The sequence below is a fragment of the Sporosarcina sp. SAFN-015 genome (assembly GCF_059415085.1).
Window position 1 is genome coordinate 190851 of record NZ_JBPFDR010000004.1, and the last position, 21844, is coordinate 212694.

Below are 21844 nucleotides of genomic sequence, written 5' to 3' on the forward strand. Positions count from 1 at the left end.
CTATTGGCAGGAACCGACTTTTTGTGATTACTCTTCATCGTTTTGGTATTCCAAAATATCGCCAGGCTGGCAATCCAAAGCTTTACAAATCGCTTCTAACGTTGAAAAACGGATCGCTTTTGCTTTTCCATTTTTCAGTATGGATAAGTTCGCCATTGTGATTCCGACTTTCTCCGTTAGTTCTGTTACGCTCATTTTCCTTTTTGCTAGCATTACGTCAATGTTTATTATAATCGCCATTGGTTTCACCTCAGACCGTTAAATCATTTTCTGATTTTATATGAATAGCTTCCTGCAGCAATCTTTGAAGGACCGCAGCAAACACCGCGATCACCAAAGCAGCGAAGACAGGAACCATTCCAAAGATGATGAGACCTGGCGCATCATCCAGCTCCGCCACGATATAAACGAATGGCAAAATGATGACATACAATACGCTGATCGTCATCGCACAAAACTTTATTTTCTGGAGAGCTTTGACGGATAGCTCGGAAAATGCTTCGTTCTTGTCAATATAACTTAATAGTTTAAACGCCTGATACAATGCGGCGAAAAACGGTATAACGGATACATACATGCCTATCACGATCGGATAGAGGGCGTAGGCATACTGTGGATTGAATGGATTATTAATTAACGAATAGAGCCCATATATACATAATGCAAGAACCGGCATCCCGATAAGAAACAGTGCCAGTTTTAAAAATAATGTTGATCCTCGTTTCATTAAAAGCACCTCGCATGTGTAATGTGCTTTGATTATAACTTATAATTTATCGATTATCAATAAATAATTATCGATTATAGTTAAAATACTATTGAATTGGGATATAGAGCAAGCAAATCTAAGCGCATTCTTAATTGCAACAAAAAAAGAAGGTGCGAGACCTTCTTTTCTCATTCGTCGGGAGTTAGCCCTCTTTTGAGGAAGTGGATCATTTGATTGATCTCTTCTTCATCATCCCATTTTACGCCGATGACGTATTTAGCGGCGAAGTAGCCCATAATCGTCGAGGCTGCGAGGCGGACGACGGTTGTTGCGGGCAGTTTGATGATTTGGCCTTTTGATTGGTAATGCTCGATGATTTGGATAAAGCGGTTGACGACCTTTTTTCCAATATGTTCGATGAATTGATCGCGCAGTTCAGAATGGAACGGGATTTCCTGGAGAAAGATCTGGACGACTTTCAAGTTTTTCTCGAGGAATTCCTGGCGGTTTTTAATCATTGCCCGGACGAAGTCTTCAAAGTGCTCAAATTCTTTGTCGAGCACTTTGTTCAAGTCTTTAATGATAATCGGACCGAGCATTTTCACCATCATCGGCGTAACGATGGAAAGAAGCAGATCCTTTTTCGTCTTGTAATGGCGGAAGATCGTGCCTTCCGCTACACCCGCTTTTTTGGCGATTTCATTCGTAGATGTGGCGGCGAAGCCTTTTTCCGCGAACATTTCTGTCGCTGCAACGAGGATTTTTCTTTGTTTATCTGTCAGGCTGTCGTCTTCCTGCAGCATTTCCTCTAGCATGTTTTCGTCTGTCATGACGGCCTCCTCTTACATTTTGCGATATTTGCGTAGTACGGCGATGTTAATGGCAATGAACAGCAGGCAGAATCCTGCAAGTATGAGCACGTTTGTCAAAATGTCACCGAATCCGGCGCCTCTCACCATGACGTCGCGCAATGCTTCGGCAGCATAATAAAGAGGCGTCAAGTAACTGATCCAGCTGAGCCACTCGGCGATTGTCTCCAAGTTGAACAGGCCGGAAAAGAACACTTGTGGGACGACGACAATCGGAATGAATTGCATCATTTGCAGCTCGTTATGCGCAAATGATGAGAGCAAGATGCCGAGCGTCAGTGCAGTCATCGCGAGGATGATGATGATCAGGAGCACGTAGAAGAAGGCTCCTTCCATAACCATGCCAAGCACGTAAATTGCGTACGCTGTTATAATTGTAGACTGGATTGTCGTGAAAAGTCCAAAGCCGATGACATAACCGGCGACGATTTCCCATTTGCGAAGCGGGCTGGCAAGAAGCCGTTCGAGTGTTCCCGTCGTCCGTTCGCGCAGGAATGAAACGCCCGCGATGAGAAAGACGAAGAAGAACACGAAAAATCCGAGCAACACTGGACCGAAATAATCGAATTGCCCCATATCGCTTGAGCCGTGCAAGTAATCAACTTCCAATTCCGGTGTATCGACCGCTTGGGGCGGTTTTGGCAATGCGTTTTGCAGCCATTTCATCGTAGCACCTGTGACGCTAGGATCGCTTCCCTCTAGAACGATGGACGGTTTATTGTCTTCGATTTTCAAATAGCCGTCGAGTTCCTGAGCGGCTAGTTGTTTCTTCGCTTCCGCTTCCGTTTCGAAGGTCGTTACTTTTGCGCCTTCCGTGTTGATTTGGTCGACGAGCATTTCAGGTACATCAACCAATCCGATTTTCGGTGTGTAATCGTCGCCGTTAAAGACGAAATAGAGCATCGTCAACACGAGAATTGGCGCGAAGATAAGCAGCCCGATTGTCCGTTTGTCCCTGACGAGTTGACGGAGGATCCGTTTAACCAATGCCATCACTCTCATCGTTCCACACCTCCGAAGACGAGGAATGCTTCCTCGATTGTTGCTGAATTGGTTTCCTTTTTCAATTCAGCAGGCGTGCCGACTGCAATCAGTTTTCCATCACGGATTAAACCGAGCCGGTCGCATTTATCGGCTTCATCCATGACGTGGGTCGTGACGATGAGCGTTTTTCCTTGTGCTTTCAAGTCTGTAAATGCATTCCATATGCTTTTCCTAAGGACTGGGTCGATTCCGACAGTCGGCTCGTCGAGGATGAGCAGTTCCGGTTCGTGGAGCAATGCAATCGCGAGGGAAAGGCGTCTTTTCATTCCCCCGGAGTAGTTCGAAACAAGTTTTGTGACGTCGCCCGAAAGCTGAACGAGCTCCATCACTTCGTTGATGCGCTGCGCTTGTTTCTGCCCCTTCAATCCGTACAGTTCCGAAAAGAATTGAAGATTTTCCTTCGCGGATAACTCCTCGTAAAGGGCGTCCGATTGCGCCATATACCCGATCCGGTTAATGAGATTCAGGGATGGCATCTTCTCGTGGAATAATTGATTCTCCCCTTCCGTCGGTTCGTCTAGGCCAGCGAGTTCCTTCACGAGCGTTGTCTTCCCCGCACCGGATGGTCCAAGCAACCCGAAGATTTCCCCTTCGTAAATGTCGAGATTGATGTCTTGAAGGACTTGATGCTTGCCAAAGCTTTTCGAGACGTTGCGGATGGAGACACATACTTCACTTTCTTTCATCGTTGGTCACCTCTTTTTTAATAGTGAGTGATTACTCACTTTATTGTATTCGTTGAAAATCAGTTTGTAAAGTGAGTAATCACTCATCACGCGGGAGTGTCTGGTAATAAAGGTTTTAGTTTCGCGCTAAATGCTCTTAGATCAATTAGTTATGCTCGTCTCGGGACTTTGGTCCTTCTATTATTCATGGAGATTCACCTGCTCCAGATAATTTATAGTTTGTGAAAGGCATTTGGCACGAGATATTGCATGCTGAGGGTAACGATATCTTGCCGCGTTCGTTTTGTGTGGCTGCGGATGAGCGGAACACAAACAAGTTGAGTCGTAACACAATCATTGGCGGGTGCATCAAAATCAAAGTGAAGTGCATCACAATTAACCCATACCGTAACGAAAACAAAGCCGGGGGCAACACAATCAATATAAGCCGTAACACAATTAACGCACAATCAATTGAAAAAGAGGATAGATGCCAGTATGACGGCAAACTATCCTCTACTACTTCTAGTCATTCAATTCATCGCGAAATTTGTAGAAATTCCTTACAAGATCTGTTTCTGTTTCAACATCGATTCCATCCCATTTTCTCTTCCCTAGCCGCCTGTCGAATAAGGAAATTGCCCGAATGAAGGGATGCTCATGTGTCAGCGCTTCTTCAAATGGCATTTGAATGTAGTCGAACAGGAGATGGATAATCTCCCATGACGGGTATACGCCACGCTCTTTCATTTCCGTCTCCGCATCTTCGTAGGCGGCATGCAGCTGCTTCCGTTCATTCGACTCCCACATCTTTCGCCAATCGGATTCCCATTGTAAAGGGTCGATCGCTCTTTCCTCGGTCAATTCCTGTCCGCGGGTATTGACGGCAATATTGAAGGGAATATCGGAGGCCCGGAAGATTTCCGTACCGTCCAATGTCATCCGGAATGTTCCCGGCTGGTCATGGCTTTTCCGATGGATGATCCAATGGTAGTGGATTCGCCCTTGAAGCGGTTCGCACAGAAATCCTTCCGACAATTGCTTTAGCTTAGACCATCTCATTTCGCCTTATGCGCTTCCCATTCCTCGCGCAGCATGCCCATGCGGATCGAGTCGTAGTAGACGCCGTTCCAGTAGCGGACTTTGCGGATGCGCGCTTCCATTGTCATGCCTAGCTTTTCGGCGACGCGGATCATCCGCTCGTTGCCGGACCATGTTGTAAGGCCGACGCGGACAAGCGGCATTTCGTTGAATAAATGATCGATCCACATCGTGAGCGCTTTCGTTCCGTAGCCGCCGCTCCAATATTTCGGCTCGTAGATGAGGATGCCCATCTCAAGCCAAAGGGACGGCTCGTGCTCCCAATAGTAGCTCACCATGCCGATGAGCTCGCCGTCCACTTCGATGCCCCAATAATCGCCTTGCACGACGATTTGGTCTTTCCGTTCAAGAAACGCTTCGTACGGTATTGATACATGCGGGTAATACGGAGCGTCCCATTTCTTCCATTCGGGGTTTTCCTCTTTGAAGCTTAATTCCCACATGCGATACAAATCTTCATCTCTAATCGGGCGAATTGTTACGCCTTCTACTGTATATGACAAATAATAGCCTCCAAGATTATAGGTATTTCGCGAACCAGCCCGTAATCTCGTTCAATCGCTCGACGCGGAGATTCGGTGCGCCGGTCCGCGATAAGTTGTGGTCTGCATCCGGGAAGCGAACGAATTCCGTCTCTTTCCCCATGCTCTTCAATGTAATATATAGCTGCTCCGCCTGTTCGATCGGGCAGCGGAAATCTTTTTCTGAATGAAGGATCAATAGCGGCGTTTCGACGTTTTCCGCGTATTTCAGCGGGGAATGCTTCCAGAGCTTTTCGACATCTTTCATGTCTGCGGCGATTTGCCAGTCGCTGAAGTAATAGCCGATGTCGGATACGCCGAAGAAGCTGATCCAGTTGCAGATTGAACGCTGTGTGACAGCTGCTTTGAAGCGGTTCGTATGGCCGACGATCCAGTTTGTCATGAAGCCGCCGTAGCTGCCTCCCGTAACGCCGAGACGATTTTCGTCAATCCATTCGTTTTCCGCTAACACATAGTCGACTGATGCCATGATATCCTCATAATCGCCGCCGCCATAAGCGCCGCGGACAGCATCGACGAACTCCTGGCTGTACCCATGGCTGCCGCGCGGATTGATATACAGCACGCCGTATCCTTGCGCCGCAAGCAGCTGCATTTCATGGAAGAACGTGTTGCCGAACATGGCGTGCGGTCCGCCGTGGATGTCGACGATAAGCGGGTGTTTCTCCCCGTCTTTGAAGTCTGCCGGTTTCATGAGCCAGCCGTGTACATCCCAGTCTTTCGGTCCTTTGAAGACGATTGCTTCCGGCTCTACCAGTTGAACTTCCTCCAAATAATCTTTATTGAATGATGTAAGGGCTACTCTTTCGCCTGTCGCGATCATCAATCTATAAATTTCGCCTGGATTCACTGCAGAGCTCACCGCAAGCAACGCGAAATCGCCTTCCCGATTCACGTCATAGCCGTAAACATGCTCGTTTTCCTGAGACGCCGGGTACAACTCCCCTTCAAGCGTTGCGAAATAAAGGCGCACATCGCCCATCGACGAAAGCTGGAAGTAGAGATCATTGTCCTTCGTCCAGACGGCTGCTGGCGCGTTCGCCCCTTGCTGATGATCCGCCACAGTATAGTCGCCGACCGGAGCATCGACGCTTTCCGTAATGTTGATCGTATTGCCGCGCTTCGTATCGTACACATACAAGTTCCCGTGTGTCGCATTTTGGAACGCGCGATCCGAGCCAACGAACGCGATATAGTCGTCGTCCAATGAGAAGTTTGCCCCGCCATAATAGCCTTCCTCATCGATGATGATTGTCTCTTCCTTCGACTCGACATCGACCAAATAAAGCGGCTGACGGAATTCAAAGTCCAAATTCTCGTTACGGTTTACGCCGATGACAATTTGCTTTCCATCATTCGAAACGGCTTGCAACGTATGCTGGTGATTCCCTTCCGTAAATTGCGTCACTTCTTCAGTCTCGATATCAATGAAGCCGATTTGTTTGAATGAATCTTGTGGCAATAAACCTACGCCGTCCATTTTATATTTCATTTTTGTTACGCGGACAGGTTCCGGTTTTTTCTTTTCATCCTTCTCTTCTTTGTCCGTGAACGTTTTGCCTTCTTTCACCGAAGCATCGAACCAGATTTTCGTTCCGCATGGCGACCATTCGAAGCCAGAAACACCTTTTTCAAATGATGTAAGCTTCTTCGCTTCGCCTCCGCGGGCGGAAAGGATGTATAGCTGATTTTTATCGTCGCGATTTGACAAAAAAGCGATTTGCTTGCCGTCTGCCGACCATTTTGGCGAGCTGACACGGTGGTTTCCGTATGTCCATTGCGCCGTTTCCTTCGTCTCAAGGTCGATATGGTAAAGGTTCGCGATATATTTGTTTTCTTCTTCGTCGATGTGCGTTTTGATGAACAGCGCTTCTTTTCCGTCAGGTGAGAGTTGCGGGTTCGTGACGGATTGCAGTTTGAATAAATCTTCTGTTTGTAAGTTTCTCATGGGAATTCCCCCTTCTCTTTTCTATTCTACATATTTCGACAGCCGGAGGAGTTTTCCCTTTTTAATTTTGCATTATTTCAAGATTTTTTTCCGACGTAGACGGATTGCGGGCGGAAGATCGTGTTGTCACTCAGTTGCTCGATGGAATGTGCGGTCCATCCGACCATTCTTGCTGCGCTGAATGTCGGGGTGAATAGTTCGGGTGGCATTTGGAGCGCCCGCATAATTGCGGCCGCGTAATATTCGACGTTCGTGTACAGTTTGCGACCTGGTTTGTATGCTTCCAGAAGCTCGATGATTTCTTTTTCTGCCGCTGTCGCGAGATCTAGCCAGCCGTCTTGACCAGCCAAGTTGGCGCATTTGTCCCGTAATAAGATGGAACGCGGATCTTCTGTTTTATATATCCGGTGGCCGAATCCCATGATCCGTTCGCCGTTCTCTAGTTTTGTTTGGATGACGGGACTGATGTTGTCCTCTGTACCAATCTCTTCAAGCAGTTCGATGACGGCTGACGGAGCGCCGCCATGCAAAGGTCCCTTCATCGTGCCAAGCGCTGACGTGACGGCCGCTGTCAAGTCGGATTCAGTGGAAATCGTGACTCGCGCAGCGAATGTGGAGGCGTTCATGCCGTGTTCCATCGTTAATTTCAAGTATGTTTCGAGCGCTTCTACGTGGACATCGGCAGGTTTGTTGCCGGTTAACATCCATAAATAGTTGGCGGTATGCGATAGAGTTGGGTCAGGTTCGATAATCGGCAGTCCGTTTGCGTTACGATAATGTCTCGCTATGATGACCGGGAGTGAAGCCGTTAGTTGGCGTGCTTGCTGTTCGATTGGTTGATTCGTGAAAGCGGGATGTGCATATGCGGATGTAGCTGTTCGCATTACATCCATCAACGGCGTTTCGGTTGGGAGAGCGTCGATGATCGTTTTTACATGCGCGGGTAAGTCCCTGCCCTCTTGAAGAGTATATGATTCGTTTCGGTCTGCGAATTTTCCGTTCCAAAGGAAGTATGCAATCTCCTCGAATGAATGATTGGTGATCAGCTCGCCGACTTGGATTCCGCGGTATCGAAGTTCACCGATATCCCCTTCTACGGACGCAATCTTCGTATGTACTGCAACGACATCTTTCAAGCCTTTTTGAAACATAATACATTCCTCCTTTTCTTCAGTATAGGCGGGAGGTATAATTAGGTAAATTGAATGTTTTGGAATAGATTGATTAAGTTTATTAATCAGGGGTGAGTGCGAGTGGATATGCAATGGCTAAGAACATTCGTCGTGGCGGCGGAGACGTTGAATTTCAGGAAAGCATCAGAGCGATTGCTGTTGTCACAGCCGACTGTCACGGTACATATTAAGCTGCTGGAAGAGCATGTTGGCGTCCGGCTTTTCGACCGGATCAACAATCGGGTTACATTGACCGATGCCGGAAGAGTGTTTTACGTGGAAGCTATGAAATTGCTTGCAGGGCTGGATGAAAGCGTGAATCGAATGCACGCATTTGCGCAAGGCTACCGCCGAATGTGGACGATCGCCATTTCACCGCTCATGGCAGAGACGATTTTGCCTTATTTCTTGCGGACGTTCATGGTGAGTCAAGCCGATGTGGAGCTGACAATCCGTGTTGAGGAGTCCGAGATGATTGAGCAGCTCGTCGATTCGGGTGAAGTCCATTTAGGCATTTCTGCCTTGGATGCGACGTTGAAAGGAATCGAATCGATACGCATCTACGATGATCCAATTGTTTTTATTACACCGACGGACAGCTACGACGAGGAAAGCGGCCCGCCTGTTGATGTGGTGGAAGCGCTTCTCGGCAATTATTTATTGACACATCATCATCCGGTCTACTGGGACGATCTACTTGTCATGCTGCATAAGCATGTGACGGGGGTTCGCACGATGAAAGTGACGCAGGCGCATATCGCGAAGCGGTTCATCCAAGAAGGGTTAGGCGTCTCTTTCCTCCCCCACTCGATTGTCCGGCGCGAACTGACGGAAGGTCGGCTTATGCGGCCGCATTTTGATCTGTTTCCATTGCCGACCGTTTCGACGTTCATTCTTGTGAAAAAGAAAGGTGAATTGGAAGAGGCGTTTATTCGGGAGATTTCGGCTTATTATTTTGGGTAGGCGGTTATACGGGATTATTGCTAGTAACTTGGTTGTGTTGCAATGGGACTTAGTTGTGTTGCGAACTGAATTGATTGTGTTACGTCCGGCTTTGATTGCGTTGCGACCTATTTTTTTGAGTTGCAACCCATTTTCATTGTGTTGCAAACCGAATTGGTTGTGTTGCACCCAGCTTTAATTGCCATGCGACCTATTTGTTGCTTTGCGAACCGAATTGATTGTGTTGCGTCCTGCTTTAATTGCGTTGCGCACCAAATTGATTGTGTTGCACCCAGTTTTAATTGCGTTGCGACCTAATTTTTGTGTTGCAACACATTTTCATTGCGTTGCGAACTGAATTGATTGCGATACGCCATGCATTAGTTGCGTAGCGAATTGCCTTCCTTACGTGATGCATGAAGATACGCAGCCCACCCAAAAAAGCGATCCCTATCGTATATGGATCGCTTTATATTCATTTCACTTTAAATTTGGAGACGAGCTGCTGCAATGTATCCGCCATCGAGCTGAGGACTGTGGAGGAAGCGGCGATTTCTTGCATCGTGGCGCTTTGCTCCTCGGCTGCCGCCACGATGTCCTGGGCGTTTTCATCGGACTGATTCGACAAGTTCGCCACTTCGTCGACGAGTTGTTTTACTTGCTGCGTACTGGCATTTATCCCTTCACTGATCTTGGAAATTTCGACGGCTTGCGTGGATACTTCATTCACACGTCGAGCGATTTCCTGGAAGCCTTCTCCGGTCTGATGCACCATTTCAAGCCCTTCATCCACGAACAGAGTTGATGTTTCCATCGCTTTGATTGCCCCGCTTACTTCGTGTTGGATTTCTTCAATCAATTTTCGAATGTCGGATGCCGCATTGCCTGATTCGAGCGCCAAGTGGCCAACCTCGGAAGCAACGACCGCAAAGCCTTTCCCGTGTTCTCCCGCTCTTGCCGCTTCGATGGAGGCATTTAGCGCCAGCAAGTTTGTTTGTCCTGCGATATTCGTAATGATCGAGACAATTTTGCCGATTTCAGACGACTTTGTATGTAACGATTCTACAACCGCTGCCGTCCTCTTTGTTGACTGCTGGATGTCTTCCATTTTTCCGACAGTCGCTGTCATTCTTTCTGCGCCGGCTTCAGTCAACTCCGTCGCAGCGACAGCCATCTCGGAAACATGCTGGATCGACTCTACCGTTTGATTCAATTGATCCGCTATGTCGTCTACGATCACGCTGCTGGAGCGTGCGCTTTCCAATTGGATAGCCGCACCTTCCGACACACCGATGACCGAGTTCGTGATCTGCTCGGAAGCACGGGCTGATTCATCTGCGCTGGCCGAGAATTGGCCAGATGTTGCGGCCAGTGTATGGACATTTTCTCTCAATTCCGCTACCAACTCGTTCAAATTGGCAAGCATCGTGTTGAAATTATCGCCGAGCTGACCGATTTCATCTTTCGTCTTAATTACGATCGGATTGATGGACAAATCGCCGGTCGCCATTTGCTTAAAACTATCAGAAAGAGAAACGATCGGCCGTTGGATAGTGCGCATTAAATAGCGGCTGCCCAAAACGGCAATCAGGACAGCAATCAATGCGCTAATCGATAACGTAATTAAGACTGTCGAATAAAGCATAGCTCCTTTTTGCTCGATTTCTTCCAGTTCTTCATGATGAAGCGCACTTAGCTCACTCAACTTCTTATTAATTTCATTACTAGTGATGATTGCGCCGTATGACTGCTCGGTCGCCTTCTGATCCAGTCCTTTGCCGCTCATCTCAATGATGGCATCGATATCCGCGGTAAAGGTTTTCCAATACTCAGTTACGTCCGTTAATAACTCTCGTTCCGCATTTGTCGACAGCAACTGATCATATGTAGAGATAACGTTGTTCACAGAATCCTTTTCAGCAATGATTTCGCTTTCGTATTGTTTTTCGAAATCATCATCTTTCGAAAGGATATGCCTTTGTGTCACGCTTAACACGTTTTGAGTTCCTTTTTCAAGTGCATTGATGTTTTCGATTTTCGGGATGATGATGTCGTTAATTGTAGATGTGTTTTTATTCAGCGTAAATGTACTGATGATACCAGCAGCGCTCATTCCCAAAATGAGAATAATCATGAGCATCAAAATCGACGATAATTTCTTCCCGACAGTCCAACGCATGGTGTTTGCCCCTTTAGTTATTTTTTTGTTTTTATCGGTATTTGCGATAAAATCTTTATGCCAAGCTAAGCCTATAACAAAAAAAATTTTCCCCTATTCATTAGGGGAAAATCGATAGTTACTGCTTCACCTGATCTTTCAACGACCTGCGCAAAATCTTACCGGTTGTGTTTTTCGGCAGTTCGTCCAGGAATTCAATTGTTTTCGGCACTTTGTATTTTGCAAGACGGTTGCCGCAAAAAGCTTTCAACTTTTCTTCGTCCGCTTTGGCACCTTTCTTCAGCACGACGAATGCTTGGACTTCTTCCCCGAAGTCGGGGTCCGGCACGCCGATGACCGCTGCTTCGACAATATCGTCATGTGTGAATAAAACCTCTTCCACTTCACGCGGATAAACGTTGTAGCCGCCGACGATGATCAAATCTTTCTTTCGGTCGACGATATAGAAGTATCCGTTTTCATCCTGCCGAGCTAAGTCGCCCGTATACAGCCAGCCGTCACGGATGGCGGCAGCCGTTTCTTCCGGCATTTTATAATAGCCTTTCATGACATTCGGCCCTTGGACGATGAGTTCGCCGACTTCGCCGACAGGCACTTCATCCCCGAATTCGTCCACGACTTTATTCACCACATTGACGATGTTCGTGCCGATTGAACCGGGCACGCGCTCTCGGTCGAACGGATTGAACGTCGTAACTGGAGATGCTTCGGACAAGCCGTACCCTTCCGACACCTTCACATTGAATTTGTTCTCGAAGTTATGCAGCAGCGCGACAGGCAATGATGATCCTCCGGAAATCGCGAGGCGGATCGTACTGAAGTCTGCCGGATCGCCTTCCGGGAATTGATAAAGGAAATTGTACATTGTCGGCACGCCTGCGAATACAGTCGCTCGCTGCTCCTTGATCGTCTGGAATACATCTGCAGGACTGAATCGCGGCACGAGCACAATTGTCGCCCCTTTCAACAATGGCGCATTCACGACGACGGTTAGTGCAAATACGTGGAAAACAGGCAGCGTTGCGACGACCCTGTCGTCTTCCGAGAAACCTAAATAATCAGCGACATCGCGAGCGTTTGAGTACAGATTTTTATGCGTCAGCATTGCGCCTTTCGGATGACCCGTCGTTCCTGACGTATAAAGAATGACAGCGGTTTCATTTTCGTCAACGGATATTGGTTCGAGATTTGGACGCCCGGTTATGATAAGCTCAGAAAATAGTTTCACTTTCGCCTTTGCCTTATCCGATAGCGCCGCCACTTTTGCACCCGCTTCTGCACTCATTTCACAAACGATATAGTGCCCGATCGACGGAAAAAGCGTAGCCGATTTCTCAACTAGCGGCAACATCTGATCGATCGCAATGACCGCTTTCGCATCGCTATTATGTAAAATGTACGAGATTTCGTCAGGCGAGTAAATCGGATTGATCGGAATCGCCGTCGCCCCGATCCGCATCGTCGCATAAAGCGAAATGAGGAAATGCGGCGTATTCCCTAGCAATAAAGCGATATGATCGCCCTTTTCGATTCCCAATTCTTGCAATGCAGATGCAAACATGGACACGGACTGGTCGAACTCAGCATAAGACGTATCTTTCCCCATGAAGTGATAGGCCGTTTTCCCAGGTTGCAGCTTCGATGTTTCATAAACTTGTGTTACCAAATTCATCGTGAACATCCTCCCTTTTAATTGAATGAATCATCATTCATTTAACCCATCTATTATTATATAAGAAAAATTAAAAGTTCACAATACTTTTAGAAAATCTATGGAAATTGCAATTTAGCATCTTCTCTTTTTTATTCCAAGAAAACAAATGCCTTCCCTGTCATTCGAGGGAAGGCATGAGCTTATTACATTCCACTTTTACTCCGGTGTTCGGATATGGGCTAAATAGCGCCAGCGGATGAGGTAGAAATAAATGATTTGCAATGCTGTGAAACCGACGAGCACCATGATGAGTTCGCGAACGATGGAAATTTCCGCGAGTGCATCCCAAATGACTTGAAGTGACAAGAACGCAAACGAGCTATGGACGAGCGCGACACCCCATGGGACGAAAAATTGCGGGATGAGCTGCCGATTGACGATTTTCTTGAATTCCTTGTCGGTAATGCCCATGCGACGGAGCACGTCGAATTCTTTCCGATCACTGTCGAGCGACGTATAGAGCCGGAAATAGATAAAGCTTCCCGCAGCAAGCAGGAAAACACCTGCGAGCAATAAACCGATGAACAGCAATAATGTGAACGTCGTACGCATGACGGAATAATTCAGGCCTGGGTTATCGAAAGTAAAATGCAGTTCACCACGTGTGCCTGTTATAATCGACTGCGTCACTGAATGTTCGATTGTCAGCCCAATGTTTTTTGTCTTCTGCCAGTCGGGAATATCGAATGCGTGATAGATGGATGATGGCTCGACGAGCAAAGCGAGTTTCTCATAGTCGACGTCGTTTAAAATGATCGTGTTCGTGCCGATAGCATGAGGCGGGAACAGTTGGTATGGATAGGCGCCGTTGATTTGCACAGGAATGCCGCTTTCCTCGAGGACCGTCTCGACAGATTGCCTGTTCAGCTGTTCAAATGTAGTAGCGGTCGGCGGCAGGAACAGCGCTTCCCCTTCCTTCAGTTCAAACGCCTGATTGCCAAATGATTTCGAAAGCCTGTTGACGCTCGAAAGCTTGATGATCGTGACGGTATAATCCGTCAAAGATGACCGCTGTTTCAACACAGGAAACCGCACATATGTGTAGTCGATCTCATTCTTCCTTAGTTCATACCCAAGCCGATTAATATGCTCCTGCTCCATTTCATTGCCCGGTAAGCTTTCGTACACAAGGCCGAGCGGGTTTAACTCCCGGTATTGAGAAGCGAATGAAGTGAGCGAAGCGAGGATGCCGACTGACATGAAGGCGACCGTCGATACGATCGTCACGATGAAGAACATCCGGGCGTTTTCTTTCAGTCGAATAACGCCTTCGGAAATCGCGAGCAAGCGGAAATGCCGCCAATAGAACTCCCTCCGCACTTTGAAAAGATGAAGGAGGAACGGCAATGAATCCGTGAAAAAGAAATATGTGCCGAGCGTCGCGAGCGGTGGCAGCATGAAGACGAGTCCGATGACGATGCTGTTTGACGTGAAAGCCGCCATGCCATAGGACAGTGCGAGAAGAACGATTCCGATGACCCCGCGGGTTTTTGAAAAACCGTGCTGTTCCATGCCGGTTACATCTCCACGAATCAATTCATCGAGCTTGCCCGTTTTGATGAAAACCGGCGCGACCCATGAAATGATGATAAATAGACTTAGGAAAGCACCGACCGTTAATGCGAACGGCTCCCACGATAAATATAAAGGGAGTGCCGGCAGCATGACGATCCTTTTTACGACCATGAAGAAGAACTTCGAAAACATATAACCTAGAAACGTGCCGACACCAATTGATGCCGCGCCGATGATGAGCGTTTCAATAAAAATGAGCCGATGCAGCTGCCGTTTCTCCATTCCTAAATGGAGAAGGATCCCGAACTCTTTCGTTCGAGCTTGCAAAAAGGCCCGCATCGAATAAAACAGGAAAAACATCGTGAATATGTATAGAACAATTTCAGCGATCCCCATGCCGAGCACCGCAATATCCTGTACCGCACTACCTTCAATCGACGGATGGAAGAGAAGCATGGAATAAAGGAAAAACACCATGACCGAAAAAACACTCGCCATGAAAAAGGCAGCGTAAATCCGCCGGTTGCGCATGACATTCCGGAAAGCGAACTGGCGAAACGTCATCGCGAATTCCTCCCTATTCGACTGTCCGTCTTACAGCATCCGCAAATCATGGACATTCCCTCCAAGTAAGCTGAGCACATTCAAAATCCTTTGGAAGAACGTCTGACGCCGTTCATCCTTATAAATTTCATTGAAAAATTCGCCGTCTTTAATGAACAGCACGCGATCGCAATAGCTCGCCGCAATCGGATCATGCGTCACCATGATGATTGTCGTCCGCTCGGTTTGATTGACAAGGCTTAGCAATTCGAGAACTTCTTTCGCCGATTTCGAGTCGAGATTCCCGGTCGGTTCATCCGCGAGAATGAGCTTCGGCTTATGGATGAGTGCCCGTCCAACTGCGGTCCTTTGCGCCTGCCCACCCGACAGCTCATCCGGACGTCGGTTGAGGATTTCTTTCAAGCTTAATTGCCCCGCCAACTTGTCGATCCGTTTTTGCATTTCCATGATCGGCAATCCGTCCAACGTGAGCGGCAGCACGATATTCTCTTCTACCGTCAAATTTTTAAGCAAATTGATGTCTTGGAAAACGAAGCCGAAATTATGCCGCCTGAACAGCGCCAATTCATTCGAATTCAACGCTTCGGGCTCGATACCGGCGATCATGACACGCCCGTACGTCGGCATATCGATCGTCGATATGATATTCAACAACGTCGTCTTGCCGCTCCCCGAAGGCCCCATGATGGCGATGAATTCTCCGGCGTCCGCCTCGAAGTCAAGGCGGTTCAACGCGCGGTGCATCACTTTCCCTTCATAGATCTTCGTCACCCGCTCCAATTCCACGATCGAGCTTTTCATCCGCTTCACCTATCTCTCCATTTGTAAACAGAATCTTAATAGAAGTCCCTTGCCCCACTTCCGAGTCAATTGTCAATGGATGCCCGAGCTTCAAACAGATCTCATCGGCGATATACAGCCCCATCCCTGTCGATTCACCGGTCAACCGGCCATTTTCCCCTGTGAAGAACGCCTTTGTCACCCGTTTCAAATCGGAAGCCGGAATGCCGATCCCTTCATCGCGAATAGTCAGCTCAAAGCCTATCGCGGTTGGTTTTGCTAATATATAAAGGCGCTTCCCTTTTTCAAACGTATATTTCACAGCATTCGTAATAAACTGCCCGATAGCGATTTTCATCCATTTCGGATCCGTCGCGACGACGAGTTTCTCGTCGATTGAAATGACCGGGAAGACGCCGTTCGTAATGAACAGCCGCTTATGGTCCGTCACGATCTGCTGAATGAGGCTCTTCAAGCCGACTTGTTCGATCTGCATATCCTCCTCGAACGTTTCAAGTCGTGCATTGACAAGCACGACGTCGAGACCGCGCTGAATTTTATCGACTTCCTCGCGGAGGCTCTTCTTGTCGAGCTCTCCCTCTTCCTGCAGCAGCAAGTTGATGACTGAAATCGGCGTCTTCATTTGATGCACCCATTGATTGACGAACTGGAGCTGGCGATGCTGAGCAGCATACAACGATTGCACTTCGGCTTGGTACAGCCCATACAAATCCCGCATGAACGCCGTCGATTGGCGCTGCTCCGTCGTCTGCACATTGCGGATGAGTGCGTCTTCCATCTGTTCCGGTTTGCGCAAAATCGCCGCATAGTACGACCGGCGCATTATAAAACGCCCGACGAGAAAGCCTGATGTCAAAAGCAAGGCCATAATAATCGAGTAAATCGCAGTATTAATACCTCGGAAGCCGTCCAACCAATATAAGACAAGAACGAACGTGACGAGCATCGCTTCAAATATGATCCATGATAAATGCTCTTTCAGGAATAAAATAATTTGTTTCATGACTCCTCCGGCGCAACGAGAAAGCGGTAGCCCGACCCACGAACAGTCTCGATCACTGATTGCACACCGTAATCCGTCAGCTTTTTCCGTACGCGCGTCATGTTTACATTGAGTGTGTTTTCATCGACAAACGACTGGTCGTCCCATAACTCCTCAAGCAGTGTTTCCCGCGACACGACTTTCGGCGACGACTCCATCAACAGCTCAAGGATGACGCATTCCTTCTTCTGAAGCGGAATCGCTTCATCCCGCAAATGCAGCTCCATCCTTTCGATAAACAGTTCAAGTGAACCGAGCTTCACCGTGCGTTCTCCTTGGCTCGGCGCGTACTCACCGAAGGCTCGTCGTAAATGGCTCCTGATCTTCGCAAGGACGATCTCATAATGGAAAGGTTTCGTTATGAAATCATCCCCTCCATTCTCGAGCGCAAACACTTGGTCCATATCCCCCGAGCGCGCGGAGATGAAAATGATCGGGCATGTCGTCGTTTGCCGAAGCTGTCGGCACCAATAATAACCGTCGTACGAAGGCAGATTGATATCGAGCAGGATCAAATGCGGATCAAACGCCGAACATTCCGCCTCCACATTATCAAAATCCTCAACGATTGCTACATCATATTGATATTTGCGCAACGTATCCGCCAACAGCCGCGCAATTTTTTTATCATCCTCAACAATGAAGATACGGTGGTTCCTCATCGCAAATTCCCCCTTCACTATTCCATACATTATATCGCAAAACTGGAATGCACGCTCGGCGGGCGAGGAGGACGCTTTGGAAATGGTTTATCACCGACTCGGGGAGGTTTATCACCGACTCTCTGCCCGTTATCACCGACTTGGATGACTTTATCACCGACTCTCGAGGGGTTATCACCGGTATTCGATGTGTTATCACCGCTGCGGAGGGCTTTACCACCGATGTGGTGAGGTTATCACCACTCAGCCATTACTTGCATCCAAACTTGAGATGACCACACCCGCTGAAACAATCGTGCATAAACTATAGCAAAAGAAAAAAACCGGCTAAGCACCGGTTTTCAACTTAGTAGATTAAGTTAATGAATTCTTCTTTTGTAATACCGCCCAATATCGTCGGGATGTCGATTGCATCGAGTGCTTTCGTAATGGAATCGCGATCGTATTGAACGCCTTTTAAGCTATCTTCTACAACGGTTACATCGCCGACACCGAAAAAGTCGCCGTAAATGTTGACCTCATCAATCTTGCCTTTTTCAACTTGTAGTCGCACATCAATGCCGCCCACAGGGAAGCGATGGGAGTGCTGCATATTGAATTTTGGGGATTTACCGTAGTTCCAGTCCCAGTTTCCATAACGCTCTGCGGATAAAGCTCGGATGTTGTCCCAATCTTCATCGGTCAGCTCCCAATATTGGATGTTTTCTTCGCCTTCGAAAATTGACTTCAAGATTTCCATACGGAATTGTTCGATCGTCATCGGCTCTTCGATGAACTCCGAAATGTTCGCAACACGGCTGCGAATCGATTTGATCCCTTTTGATTCGATTTTGTCTTTTTTCACTTTCAATGCAGAGACGACACGCTCGATTTCCGTATCAAACATCAATGTCCCGTGCGTAAACATACGGCCTTGCGTCGCGAACTGTGCGTTGCCTGAAACTTTCCGTCCTTCGACGAGAATGTCATTGCGTCCTAGCAACTCCGCTTTGACACCCATATCCGCCAAAGCCTTGATGACCGGCTCAGTGAATTTCTTGAAGTTGCGGAACGACTCCCCATCATCTTTTGTAATGAAGCTGTAGTTGAGATTCCCTAAGTCATGGTATACAGCGCCTCCGCCGGAAAGTCTACGGACAACGTGGATGCCGTTCGCATCGACGAATTCTGTATTGATTTCTTCGACCGTATTTTGATTCTTCCCGATAATGATCGACGGTCCATTGATATAGAACAGTAAAAACGAATCTTTGTTGATATCCATGTTTTTCAATACATACTCTTCGATCGCAAGGTTGATTCTTGGATCTGTAATGCCTTTATTGTCAACGAAATACACGATAATCGCTCCCTATGTAAATGAATTCACTTTTATTTTATCTGAAAAGAACGAATAAGTCTTGACTTTTGTTTATCTGTTATATTACAATCACACTATTACATTTAGTTATAGAACAATAGGAGGAAGATGAAATGATCGAGAGTATCGTAGAGTTTTTCAGAAACCTGCCTGCAAAAGCCTGTGATGTTTGTGGAAATAAAATCGAAGAACAGCATGAATGCTATAGCAATAGATGCGACGAGTGCAACATCGTCTAATTTTTTTACTTACACTGTTATATAATAATAGCCCATTGTCCTATTGAGTATTAGTACAAAAAGAACAGGAGGAAACACCGATGTTAGAAAATGTCATTGAGTTTTTCAAGAACCTGCCTGCGAAAACATGTGCCAACTGCGGAAATGAAATTGAGGAACAGCATGAATGCTATAGCAATAAATGCGACGAGTGCAATATCGTCTAATTTTTTTACTCATACTGTTATACCACAATAGACCATACGCCCATTTAGTATTATTACAAAAGACAGGAGGGAACGTCGATGCTAGAGAATGTCATTGAGTTTTTCAAGAACCTGCCTGCAAAAACATGTGCGGAATGCGGAAAAGAGATTGAGGAACAGCACGAATGCTACAGCAATAAATGTGATGAGTGCAATATCCTATAAAATAAAACAGCTGAGATCATATCTCAGCTGTTCTTTATTCACTCAATATATCGGGTTCATCCGTATGGATTCCGTTGACGCCCATTGCCTGCAACCTAAGGGCAGCTTCCGGGTCATTCACTGTATAGGCATAGACAGCCAAGCCTTCACCATGCATCGTATTGACGAAAGGTGGCGTCAATGCTTCATAGCTTACGCTGATGCCCGAAGCGTATGACAAAATATCCTTCAATTCCTTCTGCGAAAGTTCCGCTTCCTCCCCCTCATCAAAGGAGATCAATTGCAACAATGGAATTGTTGAATCCATTTCATGCACCTGTTTCAATGCTTTTTTATCAAATGAATGGATGACTGCCTTCGGATATCCTTTACGATCGACACCCGTCAGCTCATATTCCTTCATCAAACTGACCAATTCCTCTTCAATGCCTGGATATTGCTCTGTATCCTTCAACTCGATGACAAACCGGAGTTCACCTTTCATCTCCTCGATTACTTCACGCAATGTCGGAATTTCATATGCTTCTTCGTTCTTTCCGCTAACGGCCACTTTCCCGCCTTTTTCCTTATTTGCAGTCAGCTCTTTCAATTCGGCAAGCGTGAAATCCTTTATCTTCCCTGCAGCTTCCGTCGTCCGTTTCACGTCATCATCATGCATGACGATCAGTTCTTTGTCTTTCGTTAAATGAACGTCAAGTTCGACATAATCCGCATTCAAGTCGTCAGCAAGTTCAAAGGATGGCATCGTGTTTTCCGGTTCATATGCAGAAGCGCCACGATGTCCGATAATGAGGAAGCCTTCCTCAGGCATCGGATTGTCCCAATCGTTTCCGATGGAACAAGCAGACAATAAAATTGCTGTACTAATAATACATAATAGCTGTTTCATACAAAAATCCTTCCAATGTAAAAAGTCCGCGCGAGGGCGGACTTTTCGATTTAATTCGCGAATAGCTCGGCGATAACCTCTTCCATAGCCGCTTTGCCTTGATCAATGCAGTCCGGCAGTCCGACACCGTCATAAGAGGCGCCTGCCAATTTGACGTTTGGAAATACTTTTTTCAGTTCTGCACGAGCAGCATCTACACGTTGGCGATGGCCAACCCGGTATTGGGGACGGTCTTCCTTGAAACGCGTAATGACAGTGAAGTCCGGCTTGCCTTTAATTGTCAGTATTTTGCTCAAATCTTCAAGGACAATCCGTTCGATTTCGTCATCAGGCAAATCGACGATCGCTTCTTCCCCTACTCGCCCGACGAATGCGCGCAAAAGGATTTTCCCTTCCGGCGTTGTCGTCGGCCATTTTCGATGGACCCATGTGCAAGCAGTAATGGAATAGTCGCTGCTTCGTGAAACGAGGAAGCCGGTTCCTTCCATGTCTTGGACGACCGCTTCTTCAGGAAATGCAAGAGCGACTGTCGCAACGGATGTCGTTTGGATTTCCTTCAGTCCATCAAGCAGTCCGTGTGAAGCGAATAGTTGGCTTGCCGCCATATGACCAGTCGTCACGATGACGGAATCGGCTACAATCTTCTCACCTGTATTCAGCTCGAGAATGGTTTGATTTCCCTGCTTGGAAATGCTTTCGATGCGAATCCCTTTCCTCACAGTTCCAGGTTCCAACTGTTGCTCCGCCGCCTCGACGATCGATTCAAGCCCGTTCCGCAATGAATGGAAAGCCCCTTTTTTGGAAGCTCCATGCCCGTCCTTCTGCGGTACTTGCTTCGGCGTCGTCTTCTTCATCCCGAGGATGAGGCTGCGGTGCTTCTTTTCGACTTGGTAAAATTGTGGATATGTCGATTGCAAGCTCATATGGTCAATATCGCCTGCATACACTCCCGAGAGCAGCGGTTCGATAAGGTTCTCAACAATCTCCGCGCCAAATCGGCGTCGGAAAAAGTGGCCGAGCGACTGGTCTCCTTCAATTCCTGAGCGCGGCAAGACGAAGTCCCCAGCCGCCCTCAGCTTGCCTGCTAATGAAAACAGATCCGATTTCAGGAATGGTCCGAACTTCGTCGGGATGCCCATGACAGAACCGCCGGGAATCGGCTGCAAACGATCGTTTACGAGTATATACGCTTGCCCTGTTGCGTTGCGTACTAGCTCTTCACCTATACCGAGATCTTGCGCAAACGTATCCATGCTTTTCTTTCGGATGAGGAAGCTATCAGGTCCCCGTTCAATGACAAAACCGTCGCGGCGGACCGTCTGAATCTTCCCTCCTAGCCGATTCGTCGCTTCGATAAGTATCACTTCGATTGGCAAGTTTTCTTCTCGTGCTTTTTTTTGCATATAAAATGCCGCGGAAAGCCCGGTGATCCCTCCACCTACGATGACGACCTTTTTCTTCTGTTCACTCATGTCCA

22 protein-coding genes are annotated in these 21844 nt (G+C 47.4%); 4 read left to right on the forward strand and 18 right to left on the reverse strand.

What is annotated here, in order from left to right; genetic code table 11:
- Positions 1–27: 27 nt before the first annotated feature.
- From ACR65H_RS09105 to ACR65H_RS09145, 9 genes are all read right to left on the reverse strand, one after another.
- Positions 28–240 (reverse strand): helix-turn-helix domain-containing protein, encoded by a 213-nt coding sequence (locus tag ACR65H_RS09105; RefSeq protein ID WP_440499859.1) that lies wholly within the window; start codon positions 238–240, stop codon positions 28–30.
- A gap of 10 nt (positions 241–250) precedes the next feature.
- Positions 251–727, reverse strand: coding sequence for a DUF2975 domain-containing protein (locus ACR65H_RS09110; RefSeq protein WP_440499860.1), 477 nt, complete (start codon positions 725–727; stop codon positions 251–253).
- A gap of 170 nt (positions 728–897) precedes the next feature.
- Positions 898–1539, reverse strand: a complete 642-nt coding sequence (locus ACR65H_RS09115; RefSeq protein ID WP_440499861.1) for a TetR/AcrR family transcriptional regulator — start codon at positions 1537–1539, stop codon at positions 898–900.
- A 12-nt stretch (positions 1540–1551) separates the two neighbouring features.
- Positions 1552–2580, reverse strand: a complete 1029-nt coding sequence (locus ACR65H_RS09120; RefSeq protein WP_440499862.1) for an ABC transporter permease — start codon at positions 2578–2580, stop codon at positions 1552–1554.
- The gene (locus ACR65H_RS09125) at positions 2577–3308 is read right to left on the reverse strand and encodes an ABC transporter ATP-binding protein (RefSeq protein WP_440499863.1); all 732 of its coding nucleotides are present in this window, start codon (positions 3306–3308) and stop codon (positions 2577–2579) included. Before ACR65H_RS09125 ends, ACR65H_RS09120 begins: the two co-directional genes overlap by 4 nt.
- Before the next feature lie 504 nt (positions 3309–3812).
- Positions 3813–4349: an SF0329 family protein gene (locus ACR65H_RS09130; RefSeq protein ID WP_440499864.1), complete on the reverse strand. Its 537-nt coding sequence runs from the start codon at positions 4347–4349 to the stop codon at positions 3813–3815.
- Entirely contained in the window at positions 4346–4891 is a 546-nt protein-coding gene (locus tag ACR65H_RS09135) for a GNAT family N-acetyltransferase (protein ID WP_440499865.1), read from the reverse strand. Before ACR65H_RS09135 ends, ACR65H_RS09130 begins: the two co-directional genes overlap by 4 nt.
- 16 nt (positions 4892–4907) lie before the next feature.
- The gene (locus ACR65H_RS09140) at positions 4908–6878 is read right to left on the reverse strand and encodes a S9 family peptidase (protein ID WP_440499866.1); all 1971 of its coding nucleotides are present in this window, start codon (positions 6876–6878) and stop codon (positions 4908–4910) included.
- Positions 6879–6955: 77 nt separating this feature from the next.
- Positions 6956–8029, reverse strand: a complete 1074-nt coding sequence (locus ACR65H_RS09145; RefSeq protein WP_440499867.1) for a citrate synthase/methylcitrate synthase — start codon at positions 8027–8029, stop codon at positions 6956–6958.
- A 108-nt stretch (positions 8030–8137) separates the two neighbouring features.
- On the opposite strand from ACR65H_RS09145, the gene ACR65H_RS09150 reads away from it, so the two are divergent.
- Entirely contained in the window at positions 8138–9013 is an 876-nt protein-coding gene (locus tag ACR65H_RS09150; protein ID WP_440500094.1) for a LysR family transcriptional regulator, read from the forward strand.
- A 454-nt stretch (positions 9014–9467) separates the two neighbouring features.
- Here ACR65H_RS09150 and ACR65H_RS09155 read toward each other — a convergent pair whose 3' ends face one another.
- From ACR65H_RS09155 to lplA, 7 genes are all read right to left on the reverse strand, one after another.
- Positions 9468–11171 (reverse strand): methyl-accepting chemotaxis protein, encoded by a 1704-nt coding sequence (locus tag ACR65H_RS09155; RefSeq protein ID WP_440499868.1) that lies wholly within the window; start codon positions 11169–11171, stop codon positions 9468–9470.
- Between the two features lie 118 nt (positions 11172–11289).
- Entirely contained in the window at positions 11290–12843 is a 1554-nt protein-coding gene (locus ACR65H_RS09160; RefSeq protein ID WP_440499869.1) for a fatty acid--CoA ligase family protein, read from the reverse strand.
- 198 nt (positions 12844–13041) lie between these two features.
- Positions 13042–14964, reverse strand: a complete 1923-nt coding sequence (locus tag ACR65H_RS09165; protein ID WP_440499870.1) for an FtsX-like permease family protein — start codon at positions 14962–14964, stop codon at positions 13042–13044.
- A 30-nt stretch (positions 14965–14994) separates the two neighbouring features.
- Positions 14995–15765 carry an ABC transporter ATP-binding protein gene (locus tag ACR65H_RS09170; protein ID WP_440500095.1) on the reverse strand — a complete coding sequence of 257 codons (771 nt, stop codon included), beginning with the start codon at positions 15763–15765 and terminating at the stop codon, positions 14995–14997.
- The gene (locus tag ACR65H_RS09175; protein WP_440499871.1) at positions 15719–16768 is read right to left on the reverse strand and encodes a sensor histidine kinase; all 1050 of its coding nucleotides are present in this window, start codon (positions 16766–16768) and stop codon (positions 15719–15721) included. Before ACR65H_RS09175 ends, ACR65H_RS09170 begins: the two co-directional genes overlap by 47 nt.
- Positions 16765–17469 carry a response regulator transcription factor gene (locus ACR65H_RS09180; RefSeq protein WP_440499873.1) on the reverse strand — a complete coding sequence of 235 codons (705 nt, stop codon included), beginning with the start codon at positions 17467–17469 and terminating at the stop codon, positions 16765–16767. Before ACR65H_RS09180 ends, ACR65H_RS09175 begins: the two co-directional genes overlap by 4 nt.
- 346 nt (positions 17470–17815) lie before the next feature.
- Positions 17816–18808: a lipoate--protein ligase gene (gene lplA, locus ACR65H_RS09185; protein WP_440499874.1), complete on the reverse strand. Its 993-nt coding sequence runs from the start codon at positions 18806–18808 to the stop codon at positions 17816–17818.
- 134 nt (positions 18809–18942) lie between these two features.
- On the opposite strand from lplA, the gene yhfH (ACR65H_RS09190) reads away from it, so the two are divergent.
- The 3 genes from yhfH (ACR65H_RS09190) (at position 18943) to yhfH (ACR65H_RS09200) (ending at position 19478) form a co-directional block, all read left to right on the forward strand.
- A complete protein-coding gene (gene yhfH / locus ACR65H_RS09190; RefSeq protein WP_440499875.1) occupies positions 18943–19068 on the forward strand; it encodes a protein YhfH in 126 nt (41 codons plus the stop codon).
- An 80-nt stretch (positions 19069–19148) separates the two neighbouring features.
- Positions 19149–19274, forward strand: a complete 126-nt coding sequence (yhfH, locus tag ACR65H_RS09195; RefSeq protein ID WP_440499876.1) for a protein YhfH — start codon at positions 19149–19151, stop codon at positions 19272–19274.
- Positions 19275–19352: 78 nt separating this feature from the next.
- Positions 19353–19478 (forward strand): protein YhfH, encoded by a 126-nt coding sequence (gene yhfH, locus ACR65H_RS09200; RefSeq protein WP_252502348.1) that lies wholly within the window; start codon positions 19353–19355, stop codon positions 19476–19478.
- 34 nt (positions 19479–19512) lie between these two features.
- Here yhfH (ACR65H_RS09200) and ACR65H_RS09205 read toward each other — a convergent pair whose 3' ends face one another.
- A complete protein-coding gene (locus tag ACR65H_RS09205) occupies positions 19513–20367 on the reverse strand; it encodes a glycerophosphodiester phosphodiesterase (RefSeq protein WP_440499877.1) in 855 nt (284 codons plus the stop codon).
- Positions 20368–20417: 50 nt separating this feature from the next.
- Complete coding sequence (hemY, locus tag ACR65H_RS09210; protein WP_440500096.1) at positions 20418–21839, reverse strand: protoporphyrinogen oxidase; 1422 nt, start codon at positions 21837–21839, stop codon at positions 20418–20420.
- Positions 21840–21844: the final 5 nt, after the last annotated feature.